Genomic DNA, 21,840 nt, shown 5'->3' on the forward strand with positions numbered 1-21,840 from the left:
CCATGACCGCCCCCGTACCCGAGGTCGCCTCCCCGGACCGGTACGCGCCCGAGTTCGAGGTGCGCATCGAGGGCCTGGAGGTGGACCCGTCCACCAAGAACGACATCATCGACATCAAGGTGAACCGCGACATCGACGAGATGTCCGGCTTCGATCTCACCCTCAACAACTGGGACGACGTCCGGCTGCGGTTCAAGCACAGCGACTCACCCGCCTTCCGGCTCGGCGGCCGGGTCTCGGTCAGACTCGGCTACGCCGACAGACTGCTCACCGTCGCCACCGGCACCATCAGCACCCTCAGCCCGAAATTCCCCGACGGCGCCTCGCCCACGGTCGCGGTCAGCGGAGTGGACGGAATGCTGCGGCTCAAGGACCGCAAACCCGCCGGGAACGAACCCAAGGTCTACCGCAATCTGCCCGACTGGCGGATCGCGGAACAGATCGCCCGGCGCAACGGGCTGCGGATCGAGGTCACCCGGGAGGGGCCCGCCCACGACCTGGTGGTGCAGAAGAACCAGGACGACGCGAGCTTCCTCATGGAGCGGGCGAAACGCCTGGACTTCGACTGCCACATCCTCCCCGACCCGGCCTCCGGCGAGGACACGCTGTACTTCATCAGGCCCACCGACGGCCGCGACGGCCGACCGATCCGCCTCTACCGGCTGGCCTACGCGCCCGGACTGACCACCGGCCCGGCCGCGCAGCCCGCCGGACTGATCCCCAATCTCCTGGACTTCACCCCCACCCTCACCGTCTCCGGACAGGTCGGCAAGCTCACCGTGCGCGGCTGGAACCCCCGCACCAAGGCGCCGATCGCCTTCACCGCCACCGCCGAGAACCTCCCGGCCGGACAGAACTCCGCCGACGGCCAGAGCGGGCCGCAGGTCGCCGAGTCCACCCTCCAGGGCCGCCAGGAAGTCCTGGTGGACGCCCCCGTCACCAGCGACCAGGAGGCCCGCGAACTCGCCATCAGCCTGCTGCGCGAGCGGGCGTACGAATTCATCACCGCGACCGGCCGGGTGGCCGGCCTGCCCGAACTGCGGCCGGGCGACAACCTGGAGATCCACGGCCTCGGCAGACGGTTCTCCGGCACCTACTTCGTCAAACGGGTCGAGCACTCGCTGAACACCAGCGGCTTCTTCACCCAGTTCACCGGCCGTCGAATCCACCAGGGGGACCAGTGACGGGCAGAACGGCGCCGCGCGCCCGCACCACCGACAAGCGGTACTACGGCGTCGTCGAGGCGCTCGTGGTGGAGAACGAGGGCGACGACGAGGCCCGGGTCAAACTCCGCTTCCCGTGGTTCGACGAGAACACCGTCACCGACTGGTGCCGCGTCGGCCAGCTCTACGCGGGCGGCGGATACGGATCGGTGTTCGTCCCCGAGAAGGGCGACGAGGTCCTGGTCGCCTTCGTCCACGGCGACATGCGCTTCCCGATCGTCCTCGGCGGGCTCTACAACGGCGAGGACAAGCCGCCCGCCGCCCGCACCGGCGGGAAGGACCGCAAGACCATCCGCACCCGGCACGGCCACGAGGTGGTGCTGGACGACACCGCGTCGGAGGCGGCCGTACGCATCACCTCCGCCGCCGGCCATGTGATCGAACTGGACGACGCGGGCGGGGCGATCCGCGTCACCGCCGCCGACGGCGGCAGCGTCACCGTCACCGCCCGGGGCGACATCGCCCTCAAGGCGCCGAAGGTGACCGTCGACGCGCCGAGCATCGACCTCGGCGGCGGTGCCACCGAACCACTGGTGCTCGGCAACGCCCTGCTCACCGCCTTCAACACGCACACCCACGCCTCCGCCGCCGGCCCCACCGGACCCCCGGTCCCGCCGCTGACCCCGGCCGTGCTCGCCAGAAAGGCGCGAACCGCATGACCATCACGGGTGACGGGTCCGGCGCGCCCTTCCTCGGCACGGGCTGGCGCTTCCCGATCCTCCCGGACGAGGCCGGCCGGCTCGGATACGCCGAGGGCGAGCGGAGCATCGACCACTGTCTGCGGGCGCTGCTGCTCACCGCGGCCGGCGAGCGCGTCATGCGCCCCGGATTCGGCACCCGGGTCACGGAGTCGGTGTTCGCGCCCGGCAGCGTCCAGAACCTGCGCGACCTGGAGAACTCGATCGCCGAGGCGGTCCGCGACCACGAGCCCCGGGTGACCCTGGAGGAGGTCCGCGCCGAACCGGACCTCGCGGACGAGTCCCGGGTCACCGTCTCCGTCGTCTACCGGATCCGCCGCAGCAACACCAAGGCCACTCTGGTCTTCCCCTACTACGCCGGCCTCACGGGGAGCACACCGTGACCCTGCCCCCGCCGAAACTGGACGACCTCGACTGGGCCGCGATGACGGCGGCCATCCGCCGCCGGATCCCCGCCGAGTCCGACGGCATCTGGACCCTGCACGCACCCGTGGACCCCGGCATCACCCTGCTGGAGCTCTTCGCGTATCTGCTGGAACAGCGGCTCTACTGGCTCGACCAGGTCCCGGACGCCCTGGTCGTCGCCATGCTGCGGCTGCTCGGCACCGACCCGCCGAGGCCCGCCGTCCCGGCCGCCACCGTACTGCGGCTGACCGCCGGGGGGCCGGGCACACCGGTGCCCGTGGCCGGTGCCGGCACCGCGCTGACCCGCGACCCGCTGGGGCGGCTCACCTTCACCCTCGACCACGAGGCCGCCGTCTTCCCGCTCGACCCCGCGGGCGAGGTCACCGTGTGGACCGACGCCGACCGCACCGCCGATCTGCGCGCCCGCGCCGGAGTTCCGCTGCTCGGCCGCGACGGGGGCCCGGCCGAGGCCCGGTTCACCCTCCCGCTCGTCCCCGGCACGGCCGCGCCCGGCCCGCTCTGCCTCCTTCTCGAACTGGACACCCCGGCCGCCTCGGTGCCGTCCTGGCTGCCCGGCGCGGTCGACGGCGTACCCGAACCCGCCGCGCTGACCTGGTCCTGGTTCCGCCCGGACGGCGGGATCAGCGGTCCCTTCGCCCGGGTCGAGGACGGCACGGCCGGGCTGCGCAGATCCGGAGTCGTACGGCTGTATCCGCCGCCCGGCTGGTCCACCCGGGAGTGCGGGGTACGGATCTCCACCCCCGCCGCGACCTTCGCGGCACCACCGAGACTGCTGCGACTCGCGGTCAACGCCTGCGCCGCGCGCAACCGCGAGCGGCGCACCGCGACCGGGGCGGAGCTCGCGGAACAGATCGCGCTGTGGCTGAAACTGCCCGGACAGCGGCTGGTGCTGCCGGACGCCGAGGGCCTGCTGCTGGACGCCGTGCTGCGACTGGGCGAGGACGAATGGCGCACGGTGCCGGACTTCACCTTCGGCGCCGGTGCCGACCGGATCCTCACGCTCGACCGGACGGAGGGCGCGCTGGTCTTCGGCGACGGGCTCACCGGCCGCATTCCGCTGCCGGACCCCCGGGTGCGCGTCGAGTACACCATCGGCGGCGGCCGGGCCGGCAACGGCGGGCTGACGGAGAACTGGGCACCCGCCGGTGATCCGCCGGCCGCCGGCGGCACCCTCGGGGCCGTCAGTCTGGTGGGGGCGGCCGGCGGCGAGGACCCCGAGACCACCGGTCTCGCCCGTGCCCGGGCGGCCGGCGAATGGGGCGAGGTGACCCGCGCGGTCACCGCCGAGGACCATGTCACCCTCGCCCGCACCACCCCGGGCGTCGCCGTCGCCCGGGCCCACCCCCGGATCGGCGCGCACCCCGGCTTCCCCTGCCATCCGGTCCCGGGCGCGGTCACCGTCCACATCGTCCCCGAGGTGCCCCGGGACGACTTCACCCGGGCCGACTTCGTCGCCGCGCCGCAGCCCGACCCGGGCATGGTGTGCGCGGTCGCCGCCCGGCTGGACCGGGCCCGGCTGCTCACCGCCGAGATCTTCGTCCGCGGGCCCGAGTACCGGGAGGTCGCCGTACGGGTCGATCTCGCCGGCGCCCCCGCCGACCGCGCCCGGGTCTCCGCCGTCGTCACCCTCGCGCTCCGCCGTCATCTGGACCCGCTGACCGGCGGCGAGGACGGCGAGGGGCCGGGGTTCGGCGCGCCCCTGCGCCCCTCCGCCCTGCTGCGGGCCGCCCAGCGCGCCCTGGGCGACCTCGCCGAGATCGCCGCCGTGGCGATCGGCCTCGACGGCGCCGAACCGGACGAGGCATGCCGGGAGGTGGAGCTGCGCGCCGGTGAACTGCCCGCCCTGCGCACGGTCCTGACCCGGGTGGTGCCCGTCGCCGAACCGGGGGAGGGACTGCTGTGACCGGCCCGGTGTGGTGGGAGCGGGACGCGCGCGCCGGGGCCCGGCTCGTCCGGGCCGACGGCCCCGGCGGCGTACGGCCCGAATTGACCGAGGCGACCCGGGAGGCGGTCCGCGCCAATGTCCGCGCCCGCATCAGCGGGTTCACCCCGGACTGGACCAATCCTGACGGACAGGACGCGGGCGTCGCCCTCGTCCGTCTCTTCGGCACCCTGCTGGAGCCCGTGCTCACCCGGGTCAACCGGCTGCCCGAGAAGATCCTGGCCGAGCATCTGGCCACCGCCGGAGTACGGCGCCTGCCCGCCGGAGCCGCGACCGCACTGCTGGAGTTCACCGTGAACCCGCCGGACGGCGGCTCCGTCCTCGTCCCGGCCGGCTTCCAGGCGGCCGCCCCCGGTGACTCGGGACCGGTGATCTACGAGACCGACGAGGATCTGTACGCCACCCCCGCCGGTCTCGGCGGGCTCGCCGTGCAGGAGGCCGGAAGGCTTCAGTCCCTGCCCCTCGGACCGGCCGGTCCCGGACGTCCCTTCGCGCCCTTCGGCCACGACCCGCGGCCCGGCAACGGTCTGTGGATCGCGCTCACCGGCACGGCCGTGCCCCGGCCCCGGCTCTCCCTGGGACTGGTGGTCGCCGCCGCCCCGCCCGCCCCCGCCGAGGCGGCCTTCCCGCCCGCCGCGCGGAACCGCCCGCCCGCCGCCCGGCCGCTGCTGAGCTGGGATGTACTGGACGGCGCCGTGCCCAGGCCCGCCGAGGTGCTCCGCGACGGCACCGACGGGCTGCGCACGAGCGGGACCGTGGTGCTGGGCCTGCCGCCCTCCTGGGCGCCGGGAAACCCGCCGGGCGGCCGGAGCGGACCGCCGCTGCGCTGGCTGCGGCTGCGCGTCGCCCACGGCACCTTCGCCGGCCCGGCGCCGGTGCTCGCCGGCCTCCGGCTCAACACCGTCGCCGCCACCGCCGCCCGCACCATCCGCGACGAGCCGCCGCAGCCGGTCCAGGACCCCTCACGGCCCGGCCGCCGGATGACCCTGAGCCAGCTCCCCGTCCTCGCCGGATCGGTCGTCATCGAGGTCGACGACGACCGGGGCGGCGATGTGTTCGGCACCACCGGGGCCACCGCCTCCCGGTGGCGGGAGGTGGAGAGCCTCTCCGCCCACGGGGCCGACGACCGGGTCTTCACCGTCGACCGCGAGACGGGCGAGCTGACCTTCGGCGACGGTGTCCACGGCGCCGCCGTCCCGCCCGGATTCCGCAATGTCCGCGCGGTCCGGTACCGCGTGGGCGGCGGCGGCGCGGGCGCCGTGCGGGCCGGCGCCGTCAACTCCGCGGTGACCGCGCTGCCGTTCGTCACCGGGGTCACCAACCCCTTCCCCGCCTCCGGCGGCACCGACGCCGAGCCCGACGCCGAGGTCATCCGCCGGGGAACCGGCGAACTGCGCTCCCGGGGACGGGCGGTGGCCCCCGCCGACTACGGTCTGCTCGCCCTGCGCGCCCCCGGCGCGTCGGTGGCCCGCGCGCACGGTGTGCCCGGCCTCCACCCCGACTTCCCCGGTACGCCCCTGCCCGGTGTGGTCGGCGTCCTCGTCGTCCCGCCGGGCGACGACACCGGCCGGCCGCCCGTCGCCGACGCCGCCACCCTGCGGGCGGTGGCCGACTTCCTGGCCCGCGCGGCGGCCCCCGCCGGCGTCACCGTCGTGGCCGCGCCCGCCCCCTACCGCCGGGTCGCCGTCCGGGCCCGCGTCGCCCTCGACCCGGACCTCGACCGCGCCGCCGTGCTCGCCGGCGCGGCCGCCGCGATCACCGGCTATCTCGACCCGCTGCGCGGCGGCGAGGACGGCGCGGGCTGGCCCTTCGGCGGAGTGCTGCGGCACACCGCCCTGGTCCGGCGGCTGCTGGCGGCGGACGGTGTTCTCGCCGTCTCCCGGCTCTCCTTCACGGTCGACGGGGTGAGCGCGGCACCCTGCACCGACCATCCGATCGGGCCCAACACGCTGGTCCATCCCGAACGCCCGCTGCTGATCCCGGTGGGGGAGCTGCCATGACCTGCACACCGTCGCCCGCGACCTTCCGACTGCTCGACGCCCTCGTCGGCTGGGACGCGCACACGGGGAACACGCCCGGCGGCGAACCCCCGGTGGACGGCATCACCGGATTCGACGACCCGGCCGGGCTCCGGCTCGCCTTCCGCGGCCCCGCACCGGAGGGCCCCACCCGGGACCGGCTGCTGTCGTGGTTCCCCGACCCCCGGCTCGCCCCGGGGTGCGGCCCCCGCGACTGGTATCTCCTGACATCCGGCGAACGGCCCCGGCTGCTGCGCCGGGACGCGTGCGGGGGGTGGACTCCGGTGTGGGCGCGGGGCGCGGCTTCCGGGGCGCTGTCCGGCCTCGCCCCGGGGCCGGTGTCCGGCTCCGGGGAGGGCCGCGGTGCCGGGCCGGCGGGCGGTCACGGTGCCGATCCCTTCCCGGATCCCGGCTCCGGGTTCGGGCCGGGGCCCGGTCGGGGTCGCGCGCCGATTCGCGGTTCCGGTTCCGGTTCCGGCCCGGATTTCGGGCCCGACTCCGATGTCCGGCCCGATTCCCGGCCGGGGGCGGGTGCTGATCGCGGGTCACGGCCGGCGCCGGTGCCCGAATCCGGGCCGGGAACCGGTCGCGGCCCGCTGCCCGGCTCGCGCTCCGGGCACCTGTCGGACGCCGACGCCGACGCCGGGGCGGGATCCGGTGATGGCACCGGCCCCGGTCCGGCGTCCGGCACCGTGTCCGGGGAGGGCGCCGCTCACGGCGGCGCGCCGCCGTCCGGCGTCGGCACCGGACAGGCGTCCGGCTCCCGCCCCGGACCGCCGTCCGGACGCGGCGGCGGACCGCTCCGGCACCCCGTCGCGGTCGCCGCGCGCGGACACCGGCTGGTGGTCGTCGACTCCGGGCGGGTCCTGGTCCTGCGGCGGGAGGGCGGACGGCCCGCCGGGGTGATCCGGGCGCGGGGCGCGCGGCTCGCCGCCCCGGCACCCGGTGACGAGGTCTGGGTGATCCGCGAGCACAGTACCTCCCTGTGGCGGTTCAGTTCGGCCGGCCGGTTCCGCGGTGTGCTCCGCACCGGGGTCGCCGGCACGGTCGTCGGGCTGCGCGCGGGGCCGGACCGGACGGTCTGGCTGCTCACCGACGACGGTGTCCGGCTGCGGATCCACCAGGGCGGCCCCGGCCGCCCCTTCCGTACCGCCACGCCGGACGAACTGGCCGCGGCACTCCCGCCCAGCGCGCTGACGGCGGCCGGCGAGAGCGGCTTCTGTCTGCGCGAGAGCACGCCCGACAACCCCGGGGCGACCCGCTGCTTCACCTGGCGGGGCGAGCCGATGGACGCCGCGCCCCCGGCACCCCTCGCGTACCGGACCGACGGCCGGTATCTCACCGGCCTGATCGACAGCGGCATCTCCCGCTGCCGCTGGCACCGGGTGCGCCTGGACGCCGACCTGCCGCCGGGCACGGCGGCCGAAGTGGCCGTCGTGGTCACCGAGGACGGCCGCCACACCCCGGCCGACTGGCAGACACCGGCCCCGGGAACCACCGACTTCCTCGTCGACCAGCCGCCCGGCCGCTATCTGCAACTGCGGCTGCGGCTCTCGTCGGACGGCACCACGACCCCCCTCGTACGCCGGATCCGGCTGGACTTCCCCCGCGTCACCAGCGCCGACCTGCTCCCCGCCGCCTTCCGCGAGGATCCCGCCGCGGACGATTTCACCGAACGCTTCCTGTCGCTCTTCGACGCCTCACTCGCCGAACTCGACCGGATGATCGAGCGGTATCCGGCGCTGCTGGACCCGGCGGGTGTGCCGGACCGGGTGCTGCCCTGGACGGCGGGGCTGCTGGGGCTCTCGTACGAATCCGGCTGGGACGCCCGGACCCGGCGCGCGCTGCTCGCCGCGGCACCCGAGCTCTACCGGCGCCGCGGCACCCCCTGGGCGCTCGCGGAGGCGGTGCGCATCGTCTTCGGCGTGACACCGGTGATCGAGGAGCCCGCCGGGGACCGCCGCTGGGCGCGGATACCCCTCACCCCGGGGGGCTCCGGGCCTGGACTGGGCTCGGTACGGCTCTTCGGCCGTTCGTCGGGCCGCTTCCGGCTCGACGGCTCGGTCCTCGGCGCGGCGCCGCTGCGGGGGTACGGCGACCCGGACAACGACCCGGTCACCGCGCATGCGCACCGGTTCCGGGTGCTGCTGCCGGCCGGAGCCGCGGGCGAGGAGGCGCTGCGGCGGCTGGTCGCCCGGCAGGCACCCGCGCACACGGTCGCCGAGGTGCGCACCGGCGCCGCGGGCTTCGTGGTCGGCTCCCGGTCGACGGTCGGCGTGGACACCGCTTTCGTCCCGCTGCCGCCGCCGGTCCTGGGCGGCGGCCGGCCGCCGGCGCTCAACCGCGACACGGTGCTGCGGCCGGGGCCGCGCGGGCCGCGCCAGGGGATCGACACGGGAACGGTGTCCGCCGTCGGTGTGCACACACAGGTGTTCTGAGAAGACGAGAACGAGGGTGAGGACGGGGCGATGACGGAACCAGGCACAAGGACGAGTACAGGCACGACCGCGGAGGCCGGAGCGGCGGCGGGATTCGATGTGCCGCCGCTGCGCAGACTGCGGTACTTCCACGGGCAGATGCTGGGCGCCCGGGACTTCCAGCGGGAACAGGAGTACTTCCGCGAGCGGCTCGGGCTGCGCATGCGCGCCCTGCTCGGCTACGGAGTGGTGTGCGGACTGTTCGTCGCACCGGTGCCGCCGGACCGCGACGACTGTCACCCCGGCCGGCCGCCCGGGGAACCCGGACCGGCCGCGGAGACCGGAGCGCCGGATACCACCCCGGAGACCACCCCGGAGAACGCCCCCGAGGACACGCCGGACGGCGCGCCCGAGGGCACGGGCGGACACCCCTGGCGCGGACCGTCGGTGCGGATCACCCCCGGCCTGGCGGTGGACTGCGACGGCAATGAGGTCGTCGTACGCTCCGGCTGTGTGGTCGACCTGTGGCGGGCCCTGCCCCCGGACGAACGCGACACCGACACGGTCTGGGTCGGTGTCCAGTACGCCGAACGCCCCGTCGAACCCACCCGCGCCGTCTACGGTGACAGCTGCGCGGACACCCCCGACTGCGAGTTCGGCTGGACGGAGGAGTGCTTCTCCGTCCGGGTGACCGGCCGCGAGCCGGCGAAGGACGAGCGCTGCGACACCTGCTGCTCCCGCTGCCGCCACCGGGTGCTGTGGCTGGCCCGGATCGACGGGGTCGACCGGTGGCGGCCGGTGCGCGAGGACCGGATCCGGATGAACATCCGCCGCCCCTTCGGCCGCCATGTGCCCACCGTGATCACCGGGGTGAGCTGGATCCACGGCCACACCTACACCGTCGACGAGGCCAGGGCGCTGCTCGGCACCCATGACGAGAGCGGCGGGCTGGAGGTGCGTTTCTCCGACGGTGTGCGCACCGACACCCTGCGGCCGGGGGTGGTGGAGATCCAGGTCATCGAGGGCGGCGCCGGACGGAACGCCTCCACCTGGTACATGGGCGGCGCCTTCACCGAGCCGGACGGGGAGTGCGAGTTCACCACCCGGCTGCGCTACCGGCAGACCACCCGCGAGACCCTCCAGGACGGCGACCGGGTGCTGATCAGCGTCCGCGCCGCCTTTCTCCTCGACCGCTGCTGCCGTCCGGTCGACGGCACCCATGTCGGCGGGCGGGTGCCGGTCATCGCGGACCGGCACGACGCCGCCGCGGAATCCGCCGGCGGCTGTGTCCTCCCGCCGTCCGGCATCGGTCCGTGGACCTCGGGCACCGGCTCGGGCGGGGACGTCTTCGAGAGCTGGTTCTTCGTGAAGGAGCGCTGACCCATGGGAACAGGCTGCGGATGCGGCTGCGGGGGCGCCCCCCAGGGGCCGTCCGTCTTCGTCAGGCCCCGGTTCTTCGCCGGCCAGCTGCTCACCGAGGACGATCTGACCCTGCTGGCCGACTACACGACGGCGAAGAGCAGGCTGCACAACCGGTCGCTGTACGGCCCGGGGGTGGTGTGCGGGCTCGGCGTCGTCTGCGACCCCTGCGGCGGCGGGACCGTCCTGGTCCACCCCGGCCACGCGTTCGACGGCGCCGGTCACGACATCGTGGTGGCCTGCCCCGAACGCGTCGACGTCCTCGCACTCGTGCGCGAGCACCGGGTGGCGGCGCTCGGCGCGGAGTGCCCCGACACCTGTGCGCAGGACGGGCCGCGCCGCTGGGGGCTCTTCGCCCGGTACGAGGAGTTCCCGGCCGACCCGGTGGCGCCGTACGCGACCGAGGAGCCCTGCCCGTCCCCGGGATGTGTGCCCTCCCGGATCCGGGAGGGGTTCCGCTTCGTCATCGGGGACGACGCCGCCGGGGACCACGCGCACCGCCCGGGCACCCGGCTGCTCGCCGCCCTCGGCGACCGGGACGCCTTCGGCCGGGCCCGCGCCCGCGCGGAGCGGATCGCCCACTGGACCGAGCCGCTTCTGGTGGTCTCGCTCGCCCCGGGCCGGACCTTCCGCTTCGACCCGGCGGACGCGGAGCGCTTCACCACCGGGCTCGCCCGGCTGCGCGAGATCACCGCCGGCGGCGCCCCTCCGACCCCGTCCTCGGCCCGTGAACTGGCCGAGCTGGTGCGGGCCGTGTCCGCCTCCATCGCCCGGTTCGACACCCATGACCGGGCCGGACAGGACCGGCTCACCGGACTCCACCCCGGCCTCGCGGGGGTGCCGGAAGCCCGGACGGCCCTCGGCACGGCCTGCGATCTGCTCGCGGCGGCCGACGCGGAGGCGGCCTGGCCCGATCCGCTGCGCCGGTCCGTCGCCCGCGCCGTCGTCACCGAGACCCGGGCCCGGATCGTACCGGCGCAGGGCGACCCGGACGCGCCCCTGGAGGTGCGGCTGCTGGCCCAGGGCACACCGCTCGGCCCCGAGCTGAACGCGGAGTTCCGCGCGGATCTCGCCCTGATCCGGGAGTGGCTGCTGGGCCGTCTCGACCGGAACGCCGGAACCGGCGACTGCCGGCTCCGCGCGGACGCCGCCGGAGCCGATGTGCCGCCCCCGCGCCCCGCCGGACCGGAGCCGCTGACCACCGCCGCGGCACGCCGGCTCGCCGAGGCCGCCGCCGTGCTGACGGCCGCGCTGCGCCGCCACCTCACCGACGCGGCCTGCGCGGCACTCCAGCCGCCCTGCGGGCCGGGCACCGCGACCGATGTCCTGCTGGCCTCGGTCGAGGTGGACGGCTGCGACGTCGTCCGGGTCCGCACCGCCGGCCGGGAACAGGTACTGCCCGGCGGAGCGGCGTACGGTGCGTGGCTCCCCGTGCTCCACCGCTTGCGCGAACTCGCCGGGCGGCTCTCCCGCGCGCCGCTGCCGCACCCCGCCGACCCGCCGATCCCCGCCGAGGGCCCGGTGCCGCGCCCGTACGCCGAAGGTTTGCTGATCCCGCCGCCCGCGGGCCGCGCCGGCGAGCTGGAGGAGATGATCAACCTGCTGCTCGGCACCGTACCGGCGGAGCCGGCGGACACCCCCTGCGAGCCGCCCCCGGCGCCGCCGGAACTCGCCCTGCTCGGAGCGCGGGTGAGCGAGCTGGCCGCGATCGTGGCGGAGCTGCGGGCCGCACCGCGTCCCGAGCAGGCGGGCACACCGCCGGGGGAGCCGCCGGGCCGGGTACGGGAACGGGCGCCCAAGCGCCTCGGCCCCCGGCTGGCGGAGCCCGCGGCCGAATCGCCGCCGCCCGCCGCCCCCCGGCGCCCCCGCTCCCCCCGCACTCCGAAGCGGGGTGAGACCACATGACGGGACCGCTGCGCCCCGTGTTCCGCGAGGGCCGGATCCTGGCCGCCGCGGATCTGTCGGCGACCGTCGAGTACGCCCGGGCCGCCGCCGCGCGCCACGCCCGGTATCTGCACGAGTGGGGGATCGCCGAGGGGCTCGCCCTGGTCACCGCGGACCGCACCGATCCGCTGACCGGCGCCCGCCGGACCGAGGTGAGCGTGTCGGCCGGGACGGCGATCGACGCCACGGGCCGGGAGATCGTCGTCACCGAGCCGGCCGTGCTGAGCGAGAGCGAGTTCGAGGAGGTCAACGGCGCGGACCAGCCGACGGACGAGCCCTATCCGGTCTTTCTCGGCGCCGTGGACCGGGATCCGCCCGGCTCACCCGGGGCCGACTCCTGCGGGGTGAGCGCCGGCGGGACCCGGGTGGAGGAGACCTACCAGATCCTCTTCGGACGCCTCGGGGACGAACTGCTCACCGCCGGGGAACAGCCGCCCGGGATCGCCGACGCACCCGCCGTCCCGCCCGCCCGCCGGCCGGTGCTGCTCGGCTATGTCCGCTGGACCGACGGCCGCTTCACCGGTGTCGAGACCACCGCCCGCGGTGTCGCCCCCCGGTACGCGGGTGTCCGCGCGGACACCGTGTCGGCCCGCGCGGGCGCCCTGGTCCTGCGGACGGAGCCGGCGGCCCGGGAGGGCACTCCGGTGATCGTGCTCTCCGGCGGCGACCCGCCGGGGCTGGTCTTCGGCCTCTACCGGCCCGGCGGCACCGTCGCCCCGCTGATGACCGTGGCGGCCAACGGGAATCTGACCATCGAGGGCAGCTTCACCGGCCGGATGCCCGCCGGCAGTACCCAGGTGATCTCGGGCACCGCCACCGACGGGATGCTGCTCCCGCTGCCGCCCGGGATCACCCCCGAACAGGTCGCCGACGGCCGGGTGGTGCTGCACATCCTGGTGACCCCGAGGATCCCGCCGGCCGCGACGGCGACCACCCTGGTCTCTCCGGTGGAGTCCGGTGTGGACGACGCCCGCCGGGTGCGCTGCCGGGTGCGGCTGTTCGATCCGGCGGTCCCCGGCGGCACGGTCACCGAACAGCCCGGAGCGGTCGACTTCTGTGTGCTGGCCACCGCGTCGGCCGGCCCGGTGAACGGTGGTGACGGGCAGTGAGCTACTCCGTGGTGTACGTCGCCGGGACCGGCCATGTGGTCGGCGCGCTCGCCCTGACCGGGTCCGCCGCGACCCCCTCCCTCGCCGAGCTCGTCGGCCCCGCGCTCCCGCTCCGGGTCTCCCTCGGCCCGGCCGGCACCGTCTCCCTGCCGCTCCCGGCCCGGCTGCTGGGCGCGCTGGCCGCCGACGCCGAACCGGGCGTGCTCACCGACCCGCTCGCCCGCGGTGTCGACCGGCCGCCGGCCGGCCCGCCCGGCCGCGCGCTGCTGCGGCTGGCCGCCTGGCCCGGCGGGGTGACGCTGGAGAGCCGCGGCGTCACCGTGGAACTCCCCGTCGCGGGCACCCGGGACACCCCGGTGGCCGCACTGGTCTCCGGTGCCCGCGACACCGATGTGCTCACCGGGGTGATCCCGGCCGGACAGCGCGGCATCACCCTGCCGATCGCCCTGGAACCGGCGGCCGAGCACGGCGTCCTCGTACTGCCCGCCGGCTGGGCGGGCAAGCTGCTGAGCGCGAGGGTGAGTTGACCACACCGTCCCCCGGCCCGGACAACCCCGCGTCCGGCCCGGCGGGCGGCGGCGGGATCGAAGTGCGGCGGTGCACGGTGACGGTGGTCCGGCGCGGCGGATGGAGCTGGGGACCCGACCCGCGCGCCCTCGCGCAGCGGGCCGTCGAGGCTCTCCCCGGGCTGCTGGAGCACTGGTTCGCCGGCCGGCTCGCCGCCGGCGGACCGGATGTGGAGATCACCGAGCCGGTGACCGTGACGGTCCGGCTCCCGCCGCCCGGGCATCCCGCCCACCACACCGGCGACATCCTTCCCGCCGAAGCCGGCCCGCCGTGGGAGGCCCGGGTCGCCCCGCCCCCGGACGGCACCGCCCCCGGCGCGCCCGCCGATCCGTTCCCGCACTCCCTCACCGCGCCCGGGGACCGCGGCTGGTCCCCGCCCCCGGCCGCCGCGCTCTTCGCCGAACTCGCCGAGCGCGGCGAACTCGAACCGCTCCTCGCGCTGCTGCCCGACCACTCCGTACGGGCCTGTCTGCTCGCCCTGCTCCGCACCGGTGACCCCCTGGCCCGCACCCTGCTCGCCGAACTCCTGCGCCGGCACCCCGGCCCGGCCCCGCACACCCCGGACCGCTCCGGGCCGCCGCCGCCAGGATCCCCCGCCGCCGGCCCCGGGACCCCGGCCGGGCCCGCCGCCCTGGAGCGCCTGCTCGCCGAACTCCTCGCCGCGCACGGTGCCCCGGCCGTCTCCCCTCACCCCGCCGGGAACACCGGCCCCGCCCGCACCGTACGACCGCCCGGCGGATCCGCAGCCGAGCCCTCCGGCGCCGGACGCCCGCTCGCCGGACCCACCGCCGCCGGCCGCGCGGCGGATCCGGCCGGACTCACGGCACCCCTGTCCGCACCCGCGTCCGGAACCGTGTCCGAGCCCGGCGATCCGGCCGGGCAGCAGCAGCAGCAGCCGCCCGGCGGCACGGCACCCCCCGGCCCCGCCGGACACGGACACCCCCGCATTCCCGAGCGCGGCGCGCAGCCGCCCCCAACCGCCGTACCCCGCGCCACCGGAGAGAGGACGGTCCGCTCCGCGCTCCCCTTCCTGCTCGCCGGCCCACTGGCGAGGATCGGCTATCTCGACGCCATCGGGCCCGCCCTGGCCGGTGTCGACCTGGCCGCCGACGCCCCCCTCTTCGCCACCGCGCTCGCCTACAAGGTCCTGGGCGCGACCGGACGCGGCTGGCGGCGGGAGCACGGGGACAGCGAGGCGGCGGCCGTCTTCGCGGGACTCGAACCACCCGTCCCCGAGGAACGGCTGACCTCCTTCGCCCGGCTCGCCCGCCCCGTGCTCCCGGTGCTGGACGCCGTACTGGCGCTCGCGGTCTGCCGGGGCCACGACCCCGCCGATCCGCTCCTCGTCACCGGCGCCGGCGGCGGAGTGCTGCTCGTCGACGCGCAGGGCATGTTCCCGGTCGCCCGGACGGAGGGGACGGCGGGCCTGCTCCCGCACTGGCGGACGAGCGGCCGTCCGCCCGTCCTGGTCTGCGACGGCCCGCTCCCGCCCGGATTCCTGAGGGAACTGGCCTCCGAGGGGGTGCGCTTCGTCTCCGCGGTCCGGCCCCTGCGCGGCGACCCGGCCCTGCGACTGCCGGGGCGCACCCCGCTGTGGACGGCGGCCCCGGCACCGGGGGACCGGCGGCTCGCCGCCGCCCTCCCCGGCCACGCCGCGGACCTCGCGGAGCTCGTCCGCGCCCTGACCGCCGAACGCCGCGCGGTCCCGCGCGCCCCGGACACGGCCCTGGAGGACACCGTCACCCTGGCCGCCGCACTCGGTCTCGCCACCATCGCCTGGACGCTCTGGCGCGGCCGCGAGACCACCGGGCCGCTGCTCGCCCTGAACCGCTTCGCCGATCTGGAGGCCGCGGTCCGCTTCGGCCCGGACACCGTCCGGGTCCGCGTCCCCCTCGGCCGCCGCCACGCGGACCTGCTCCGGGCCGGTCTGCTCGCCGACGTCCCCGACGTGGTCTGGCTGGGCGGCCGGACCCTGACCTTCTCCGGCGGGTGAGGGCCGGTGACCGCGGGCGGGCACGGGAGCGCCGGCCGGCCTGCCGCGCGCGGGAAGAACCGGCAGGGCAACGGCCGGTGCCGGTGCGGGCGCAGGGGGTGCCGATGACCGGAGCGGGGCCGGGGAACGCGACCGCCGGAGACGCATGCGGGCAACCGCGGGCCGGGCGGATGGGGGGCGGGCCCGTGGGCGGCGCGGTACGGGGCCGGGCCGCGGGACGGGCGGGGAAGTGCCGATGGCCGAACGCGCACAGGGGGAACCGATGACCGGACCGGTACGGGAACATCTGACGGCCGAACAGACGGCGGACACCCCGCCGGCTGCCGGAAACCCACCGGGACAGCCCCCGGCGGACCCCGCACCGGAGCCGCCCCCGGCCGCATTCGCGCGAGCGCACCTGCGGATCCGGCTCGCCGGGGTGCATCGGGCCCTGCGGGTCGCCGTCTCGCGCCGGGCGGCGCTCACCGCCCGGCTCACCAGGCCGGACCTCACCCCGTACTGCGTCACCGACGATCAGGTCGGCGTACTCCTCGACGAGGTCGGCACCCTCACCGCGACCCCGGCCGAACCGGCCGGTCCCGGAGAGCCGGAGCCGGCCGTCGAGCGCGAACTGCGCCGGAGGGCCGCCGCCGGCGGGATCACCCTGCCGCTGGACGCCCTCGCCCGGAGGTTCGGGCTGACCCGCGCGGACCAGGACGCCCTGCTGCTGGTCGCCGCACCCGAGCTCGACCGGGCCCATGAGCGGATCTACGCCTACCTCATGGACGACCTCACCCGCCGGCTCCCCACCGTCGAGCTGCTGGCCACCGTCGGCGCCGGGGCCGCACCCGACCGCCCGGCCCGGCTCCGCGCGCTCGGCCCGGCCGGGCCCCTGCGCCGGTACGGGCTGCTGCGGCCGTACGGGGAGTTCCCGGCCGGGTCCGAGCGGGAACTCTCCCTCGGACCGGGAGTGTTCACCTATCTGCTCGGCTGGGGCGGTGACCCCGGACTCCTCGGCCACGACCCCGGCGAGGTACCGCCGCCGGATCCGGGGACGGCATCCCCGTACCTCTCGTCGGAACCGCTCACCCGGCTCGGCCGCGCGCTCGGCTCGGGCGCCATCGATCTCGCCGGGCTCTGGGGATGCGCGGCCGGCGCCGCGTCCGACGCGGTGCACGCGCTCGCCCGGGCGGCCGGCCGGAGTCCGCGGATCGCGACCGGCGACCCCGAGGCCGATCTGCGGATGGCGGCCGAACTGGGCGCGCTGCTCTGGATCCCCACCGACGACCTGCACGGCGATTCACACCACGCGCTCGCCGACTCCGTCCGCGCCGTGCTGCTCCGGTCGCGGACCCCGGTGTGCCTGACCGGCCCCGGCCCCTGGCGCCCGGCCGCCCCGCTCGCCGCACGGAGGTACGCCGAACTCACCGTCCCCGTACCGGCCCTGCCCGACCGGCGCGCCATGTGGTCGGCCGCGCTGCCGGAGCTGAGCGGGGCCCTCCTGGACGATCTCGCCGTCCGGTACCGGATGAACGGCGGCGAGATCCGGGCCGTCGCCTCGGTCGCCCGTACCGGGGCACGGCTGGCCGGCGACGGCCGTCCGCTGCCGGTCGGCGACCACATCGCCCCCGCGATCGCCACCGTCACCCGGGGCCGCGCGGGCGCCGGTGTGCACTCCGTGGTCTCCCGGCACACCGCGGACGACCTGGTGCTTCCCGACGCCCAGCTGCGGCAGATCCGCGAGATCGCCGCCGCCTTCCGCGCCTGGCCGAGGATCGCCGAGGAGTGGGGATTCGCGCGCCGCGCCGCACACGGCGGGGTCAAGGCGCTCTTCACCGGGGAGCCCGGGACCGGCAAGACGATGTCCGCCGCGATCGTCAGCGGGATGCTCGGTCTGGAACTGCTGAAGGTGGACCTCGCCGCGATCGTCTCCAAATGGGTGGGGGAGACCGAGAAGAACATGGAGGCCGCCTTCCGGCAGGCCGAGGAGAGCCATGCGGTGCTGCTCTTCGACGAGGCCGACGCGCTCTTCGGCAAGCGGGGCGAGGTGAAACAGGGCACGGACCGGTACGCCAACCTCGAAGTCGGCTATCTCCTCCAGCGGCTGGAGGCCAGCGACGGGCTGGTGATCCTGACCAGCAACCTCAAGGACAACATCGACCCGGCCTTCACCCGGCGGTTCCACTTCGTGGTCCACTTCCCGCGCCCGGCCGCCCCCGAGCGGCGCCGGCTGTGGCGCCTCGCCTTTCCCCCCGAGGCCCCGCTCGCCCCCGACTTCGACTTCGACGCCCTCTCCCGGCTCGACATGACGGGTGCCGGCATCGCCGCCGCGGCCCGTACCGCCGCACTCGCGGCGGCCGACGGCGGCAGCCGCGCGATCGGCATGCGGCATGCCGTACGCGGAGTGACCCGGCAGTTCCAGCGCGAGGCCCGGCTGCTGCGCCCGTCCGAACTCGGCCGGTACGCGGAGCTGCTCGGCGACGACGACGGGCCGCAGGACTGATCCCCGGCCGTTCGCTACTTGGGCGGGTCGAGCAGCGAACGTCCGTCGATGCGCTTGGCGTTCTTCACCCCGCCGTCCGCGAGACTGCTGGTGAACGACTTCCCGAGCTCGGGACTCCTGCTGTACTGGAATCCCCCCGCCTGCTTGCTGGCGTTGTGGGACTTGGTGATGAGGTCCCACTTCGACTCGTCCACACAGTGATTGCGGCGCTCGGTGTCGTCCGAGGCGCGACCCCGTCTGTGCCAGTGCTCGGCGAGCGGTTCGGAGTGGTCGACCTCGTACGCGGTGGTCTCGACATGACTCGCCCTGAGCTTGCCCTTGTCGAACAGATCGAGCGCGCCCTCCGGCAGCTTGAACTTCTTGTCGAGCCGGTTCAGCTGCGCCTCCCCCTTCGGCTTCGGCGCCTCCAGTGCCGCCTTCACGGTCTTGACCAGTGCGGCCTTCTCCTTCTCCCGCCAGTTCCGGGACTTCGACTGCCAGCCGCTCCCCAGTACATAGAGCCGGGTACGGACGTCGTAACCCGCGGGGATCCAACGCTTGCCCGGAGTACCGGTGAACTGCTTCATGCTCGTGAGCCTGCTCAACTCCCCGATCTGGGCGGCGAGGAGCTGCTCGATGGGCCGGTGGAGCCGCTGCTCCTTCTCCGCGAGCCACTGCTTGCTCAGCGCCTCGGCCTGCTCATCCGTCGTGATCTTCTTCTTGTCGCGCCGTGTCTGGATCCGCCGGGCCACGTCCTTCTCCGCCGCCTTCTTCCCGGAGACCCATTTCGCCTCCGCCGCCTTCATGCGCGCCAGCTGGGCGTCGATCCGGCCGATCGTCGCCAGCGCCCCGGCCCGGTCCGGCTCGGGCAGCTTGTCCGCCTCGGCCCGCACCTTCCCCATCACCGCCCGGACCTCGCCGGCGAAGGCGCTCGCGATGGTCACCCTCAGCGCGGAGTCGCCCGGGTGGGCCGTGAGGGTGTGCGGTTCCCCGGAGACCATCGTGAAGGACTTGGCCACGGTCTTTCCCTTGATCTTCCGGGCGATCCAGCCGAAGGCGGACCCGGCGAGGCCCTTGACCTTCTCCCACACCTTCTTGACCAGCCCGACCAGCTTGTCCACCACCCAGTCCACCGCCTTGTTCACCGGCGCGGCCAGGGCCTGCACGATCTGCTTCACCTTCGCGGCGATGCCCTCGATGCCGAGCAGCGAGGCCAGAAAGCCCAGCAGCACCGGGACGGACCGGGCCAGCGCGCGTTCCACCAGATCCGGCACACCGCCGCCCCCGCCCCTGGCGATGGCGATGACCGAATCCAGGACGGCATTGACGAAGTCGATGATCCGGCGTGCCTGCGTCACCACGAAGGTCACGATGTCGATGATCAGCTTGACCGCCCGGACAAAGGCCGAGGCGGGGTTGAGCAGGGAGAGCACCCAGGTGATCCCGGCCATCACGATCGTGGGCGTCACATACTCGATGACCTTGTCCAGCAGGGTCTTGCGCAGATCGCCGACCCGGGATTTGAGCTCCTCCCACAGGGCGGCGAAGCCCCGCCTGCGGACCTCGGCGATCAGCTGTACGGCGGTCTCGGCGGCCGCGATCGCCGGCTCCGGCACCTGGCGGGCGATCCGGGACCGGATGTTCTGCCAGGTCAGACCGAGCAGACCGGCGATCATGCCCAGAATGCCCGGTGCGTCGAACTTCGCCGGGAGCTGGATTCCCGCCCCGCTCACCTGGCCCAGCAGCCAGGACATGATGCCCTGCCGCAGATGAGTGCCGATGTTCCGCAGGAACTGCCGCAGCCCGGCGCCCACGGCCGCGACCAGATGGCGCAGGAAGCCGACCGGGTCGCCGAGAATCATCAGCACCGCCTGCGCGGCCTTGGCGAGCACCGCCAGCAGCAGGCGCTTGAGCTCCAGAATGGTCTCGATGACGCCCATGACCGCCTCGGCGGCCTTGGCGATCAGCCCCTTGTTCTTCTCCTTCTCCGCGGCGATCTCGCTGTCGACCGCGGCCAGCGCCTCGGTGTACCTGGTGGCCAGGGTGTCGACCAGCTGGGTGCCCTTGTCGTCCACCGACCGGGTCAGCTCCGCGAACCGGTCGGTGAATTCGGCCGCCGCCTCCCTGCCGATGGCCCGCAGGCCGGCGGGGAGCTTCGCCACCGTGTCCCGCAGCTCCTCCCGGCCCCGCGCGATGCGCCGCTTCGCCCGGCCGAGCTCCGCGCCGACCGTGGTGGCGACGTCGGAGATCACCTGCCGCATCCGGCGGAGATAGCCGTCCCGGGCCCGCGTGAAGATCTGGTCCGCCTCGGCGGGCAGCCCGGTGAACAGATCGCCGATCCAGCGCAGTTTCCCGGCCGCGCCCGAGTAGCGCCGGTCCTTGTACTCGTCCATCCGCCGCCGGTGCTCGGCGGTGAACCACTCCCTGGCCTCCTTCTCACCCCGGTCGAACTGATCGTCCACCAGCTTGTCGAGGCCGCTGAGCACGCCCTCGACCTCCCGCTTCATGGTGTCGAAGACGCCGTGCAGAACCGCCGTGACCTGGGCCCGCCGCTCCTCGTCCCGGTCCCGGGCGCCGGCCTTGCCCGTATCGACCAGCTCTCCCGCCGTCACCCGCCCGGCGGCCATCGCCCTCATCGCGCCGGTGCCGAGCGCCTTCGCGTTCGCCGCGGCGGCGCGCAGCCGGTTCGTCTCGCCGGCGCGCAGCCGTCCGGGGGCAGCGGCCGAGTGCGCCTCAAGGCTCTTCTTCTCGTTCAGCGCCTTGGCGAACGCGGGTTCGTTCGACCGCTTCAGCTGCGCCTCGGTGACCTTCCCCGCCGCCATCCGCCGGTTCACATCCGCCGGCCCGGCGGACATGTCGGTGGCGGAGGACGGCAGTCTCTCCGGAACCGCGTTCCCCGGGGCGGGCGCGGGCGGCGCGCCGGGCGGGCGGTCGGCGGTGAGCGGGACGACATTCTTCGGCACGGCGGCGGACAGATCCGGCGGCGCGGCGGTCGTCGCCGTGATCTCCCCGGCCGACTCCGCCCGGCCCTCGCCGGCCTTCCCCCGCACCTCGGCGCGCACCTCGTCGGCCTTCCCCGAGTCGGCGAATCTGTCCGCCTCGTCGAGATTCCGCGGCGCCTTCTCCGCGATCGCCTTCTCGACCGCCCTGATGAAGGCGTCCCGGTCGAACTCCCGGGGCCGTGCCTCGTTCATCCTCTCGGCCTGCGCGGCCTTGCCCTGCGCCGGCGCGTCGTCCCGGGGCGGGCGGGCAGCCTCCTGAGCCGCCGCCGCCTCCGCGCTGGGCGGCGGATGCGAACCCGCCACGGACCGCTGGGTGCGGCGCACCGCCGTCTTCAGCGCGGCGAACCTCGGATCCGCGTGCGGCCCGGGCCGCGCCCCCGCCGTTCCCGCCGCGCCGCCCGGTCCACCGCCGGCCGGGGGGCGGGCTCCGTGCGCTGAGCGGCAGCCGCGAACGCCCCATTGCCCACCCCGCTCCGCGCCGCGGCCGGCGGCACCCGGGTCCCCGCCGCCGCGGCGGCGGCCACCGCCGCGTTGGAGACCCGTGCGGCCGGGTGCGGCGGCGCGGGCCGCTCCTTGACCGGTACGGCCGAAGTCGCCGGGGCCTTGGCCCGCGGCGCGAGA

13 protein-coding genes are annotated in these 21,840 nt (G+C 75.7%); 12 read left to right on the plus strand and 1 reads right to left on the minus strand.

The features are described from left to right. The first annotated feature begins 2 nt into the window (after positions 1 to 2). The 12 genes from AAFN69_RS13300 to AAFN69_RS13355 all read left to right on the plus strand — a co-directional run bounded on the left by AAFN69_RS13300 (position 3) and on the right by AAFN69_RS13355 (position 18,238). Entirely contained in the window at positions 3 to 1,184 is a 1,182-nt protein-coding gene (locus tag AAFN69_RS13300; RefSeq protein ID WP_347728650.1) for a type IV secretion protein Rhs, read from the plus strand. After that, a complete protein-coding gene (locus AAFN69_RS13305; RefSeq protein WP_347728651.1) occupies positions 1,181 to 1,882 on the plus strand; it encodes a phage baseplate assembly protein V in 702 nt (233 codons plus the stop codon). Before AAFN69_RS13300 ends, AAFN69_RS13305 begins: the two co-directional genes overlap by 4 nt. Further along, positions 1,879 to 2,304: a GPW/gp25 family protein gene (locus AAFN69_RS13310; protein WP_347728652.1), complete on the plus strand. Its 426-nt coding sequence runs from the start codon at positions 1,879 to 1,881 to the stop codon at positions 2,302 to 2,304. Before AAFN69_RS13305 ends, AAFN69_RS13310 begins: the two co-directional genes overlap by 4 nt. Then, positions 2,301 to 4,250, plus strand: coding sequence for a hypothetical protein (locus tag AAFN69_RS13315; protein ID WP_347728653.1), 1,950 nt, complete (start codon positions 2,301 to 2,303; stop codon positions 4,248 to 4,250). Before AAFN69_RS13310 ends, AAFN69_RS13315 begins: the two co-directional genes overlap by 4 nt. Next, on the plus strand, positions 4,247 to 6,289 hold the full coding sequence (locus AAFN69_RS13320; RefSeq protein ID WP_347728654.1) for a putative baseplate assembly protein: 2,043 nt from the start codon (positions 4,247 to 4,249) through the stop codon (positions 6,287 to 6,289). Before AAFN69_RS13315 ends, AAFN69_RS13320 begins: the two co-directional genes overlap by 4 nt. Beyond that, positions 6,286 to 8,745: a phage tail protein gene (locus AAFN69_RS13325; RefSeq protein WP_347728655.1), complete on the plus strand. Its 2,460-nt coding sequence runs from the start codon at positions 6,286 to 6,288 to the stop codon at positions 8,743 to 8,745. Before AAFN69_RS13320 ends, AAFN69_RS13325 begins: the two co-directional genes overlap by 4 nt. A gap of 30 nt (positions 8,746 to 8,775) precedes the next feature. Beyond that, positions 8,776 to 10,104 (plus strand): hypothetical protein, encoded by a 1,329-nt coding sequence (locus tag AAFN69_RS13330; RefSeq protein WP_347728656.1) that lies wholly within the window; start codon positions 8,776 to 8,778, stop codon positions 10,102 to 10,104. Positions 10,105 to 10,107: 3 nt separating this feature from the next. Further along, positions 10,108 to 12,048: a hypothetical protein gene (locus tag AAFN69_RS13335; protein WP_347728657.1), complete on the plus strand. Its 1,941-nt coding sequence runs from the start codon at positions 10,108 to 10,110 to the stop codon at positions 12,046 to 12,048. Next, complete coding sequence (locus AAFN69_RS13340; RefSeq protein ID WP_347728658.1) at positions 12,045 to 13,196, plus strand: hypothetical protein; 1,152 nt, start codon at positions 12,045 to 12,047, stop codon at positions 13,194 to 13,196. Before AAFN69_RS13335 ends, AAFN69_RS13340 begins: the two co-directional genes overlap by 4 nt. After that, the gene (locus AAFN69_RS13345) at positions 13,193 to 13,723 is read left to right on the plus strand and encodes a hypothetical protein (protein ID WP_347728659.1); all 531 of its coding nucleotides are present in this window, start codon (positions 13,193 to 13,195) and stop codon (positions 13,721 to 13,723) included. The genes AAFN69_RS13340 and AAFN69_RS13345 overlap by 4 nt, the downstream gene beginning before the upstream one ends. Continuing rightward, complete coding sequence (locus AAFN69_RS13350; RefSeq protein WP_347728660.1) at positions 13,720 to 15,756, plus strand: hypothetical protein; 2,037 nt, start codon at positions 13,720 to 13,722, stop codon at positions 15,754 to 15,756. Before AAFN69_RS13345 ends, AAFN69_RS13350 begins: the two co-directional genes overlap by 4 nt. A gap of 235 nt (positions 15,757 to 15,991) precedes the next feature. Beyond that, positions 15,992 to 18,238 (plus strand): ATP-binding protein, encoded by a 2,247-nt coding sequence (locus tag AAFN69_RS13355; protein WP_347728661.1) that lies wholly within the window; start codon positions 15,992 to 15,994, stop codon positions 18,236 to 18,238. Positions 18,239 to 18,252: 14 nt separating this feature from the next. Here AAFN69_RS13355 and AAFN69_RS13360 read toward each other — a convergent pair whose 3' ends face one another. Next, positions 18,253 to 21,522: a hypothetical protein gene (locus tag AAFN69_RS13360; protein WP_347728662.1), complete on the minus strand. Its 3,270-nt coding sequence runs from the start codon at positions 21,520 to 21,522 to the stop codon at positions 18,253 to 18,255. Between the last annotated feature and the right edge of the window lie 318 nt (positions 21,523 to 21,840).

This window comes from Streptomyces sp. CAU 1734 (genome assembly GCF_039888735.1).
Classification (GTDB): Bacteria; Actinomycetota; Actinomycetes; order Streptomycetales; family Streptomycetaceae; genus Streptomyces.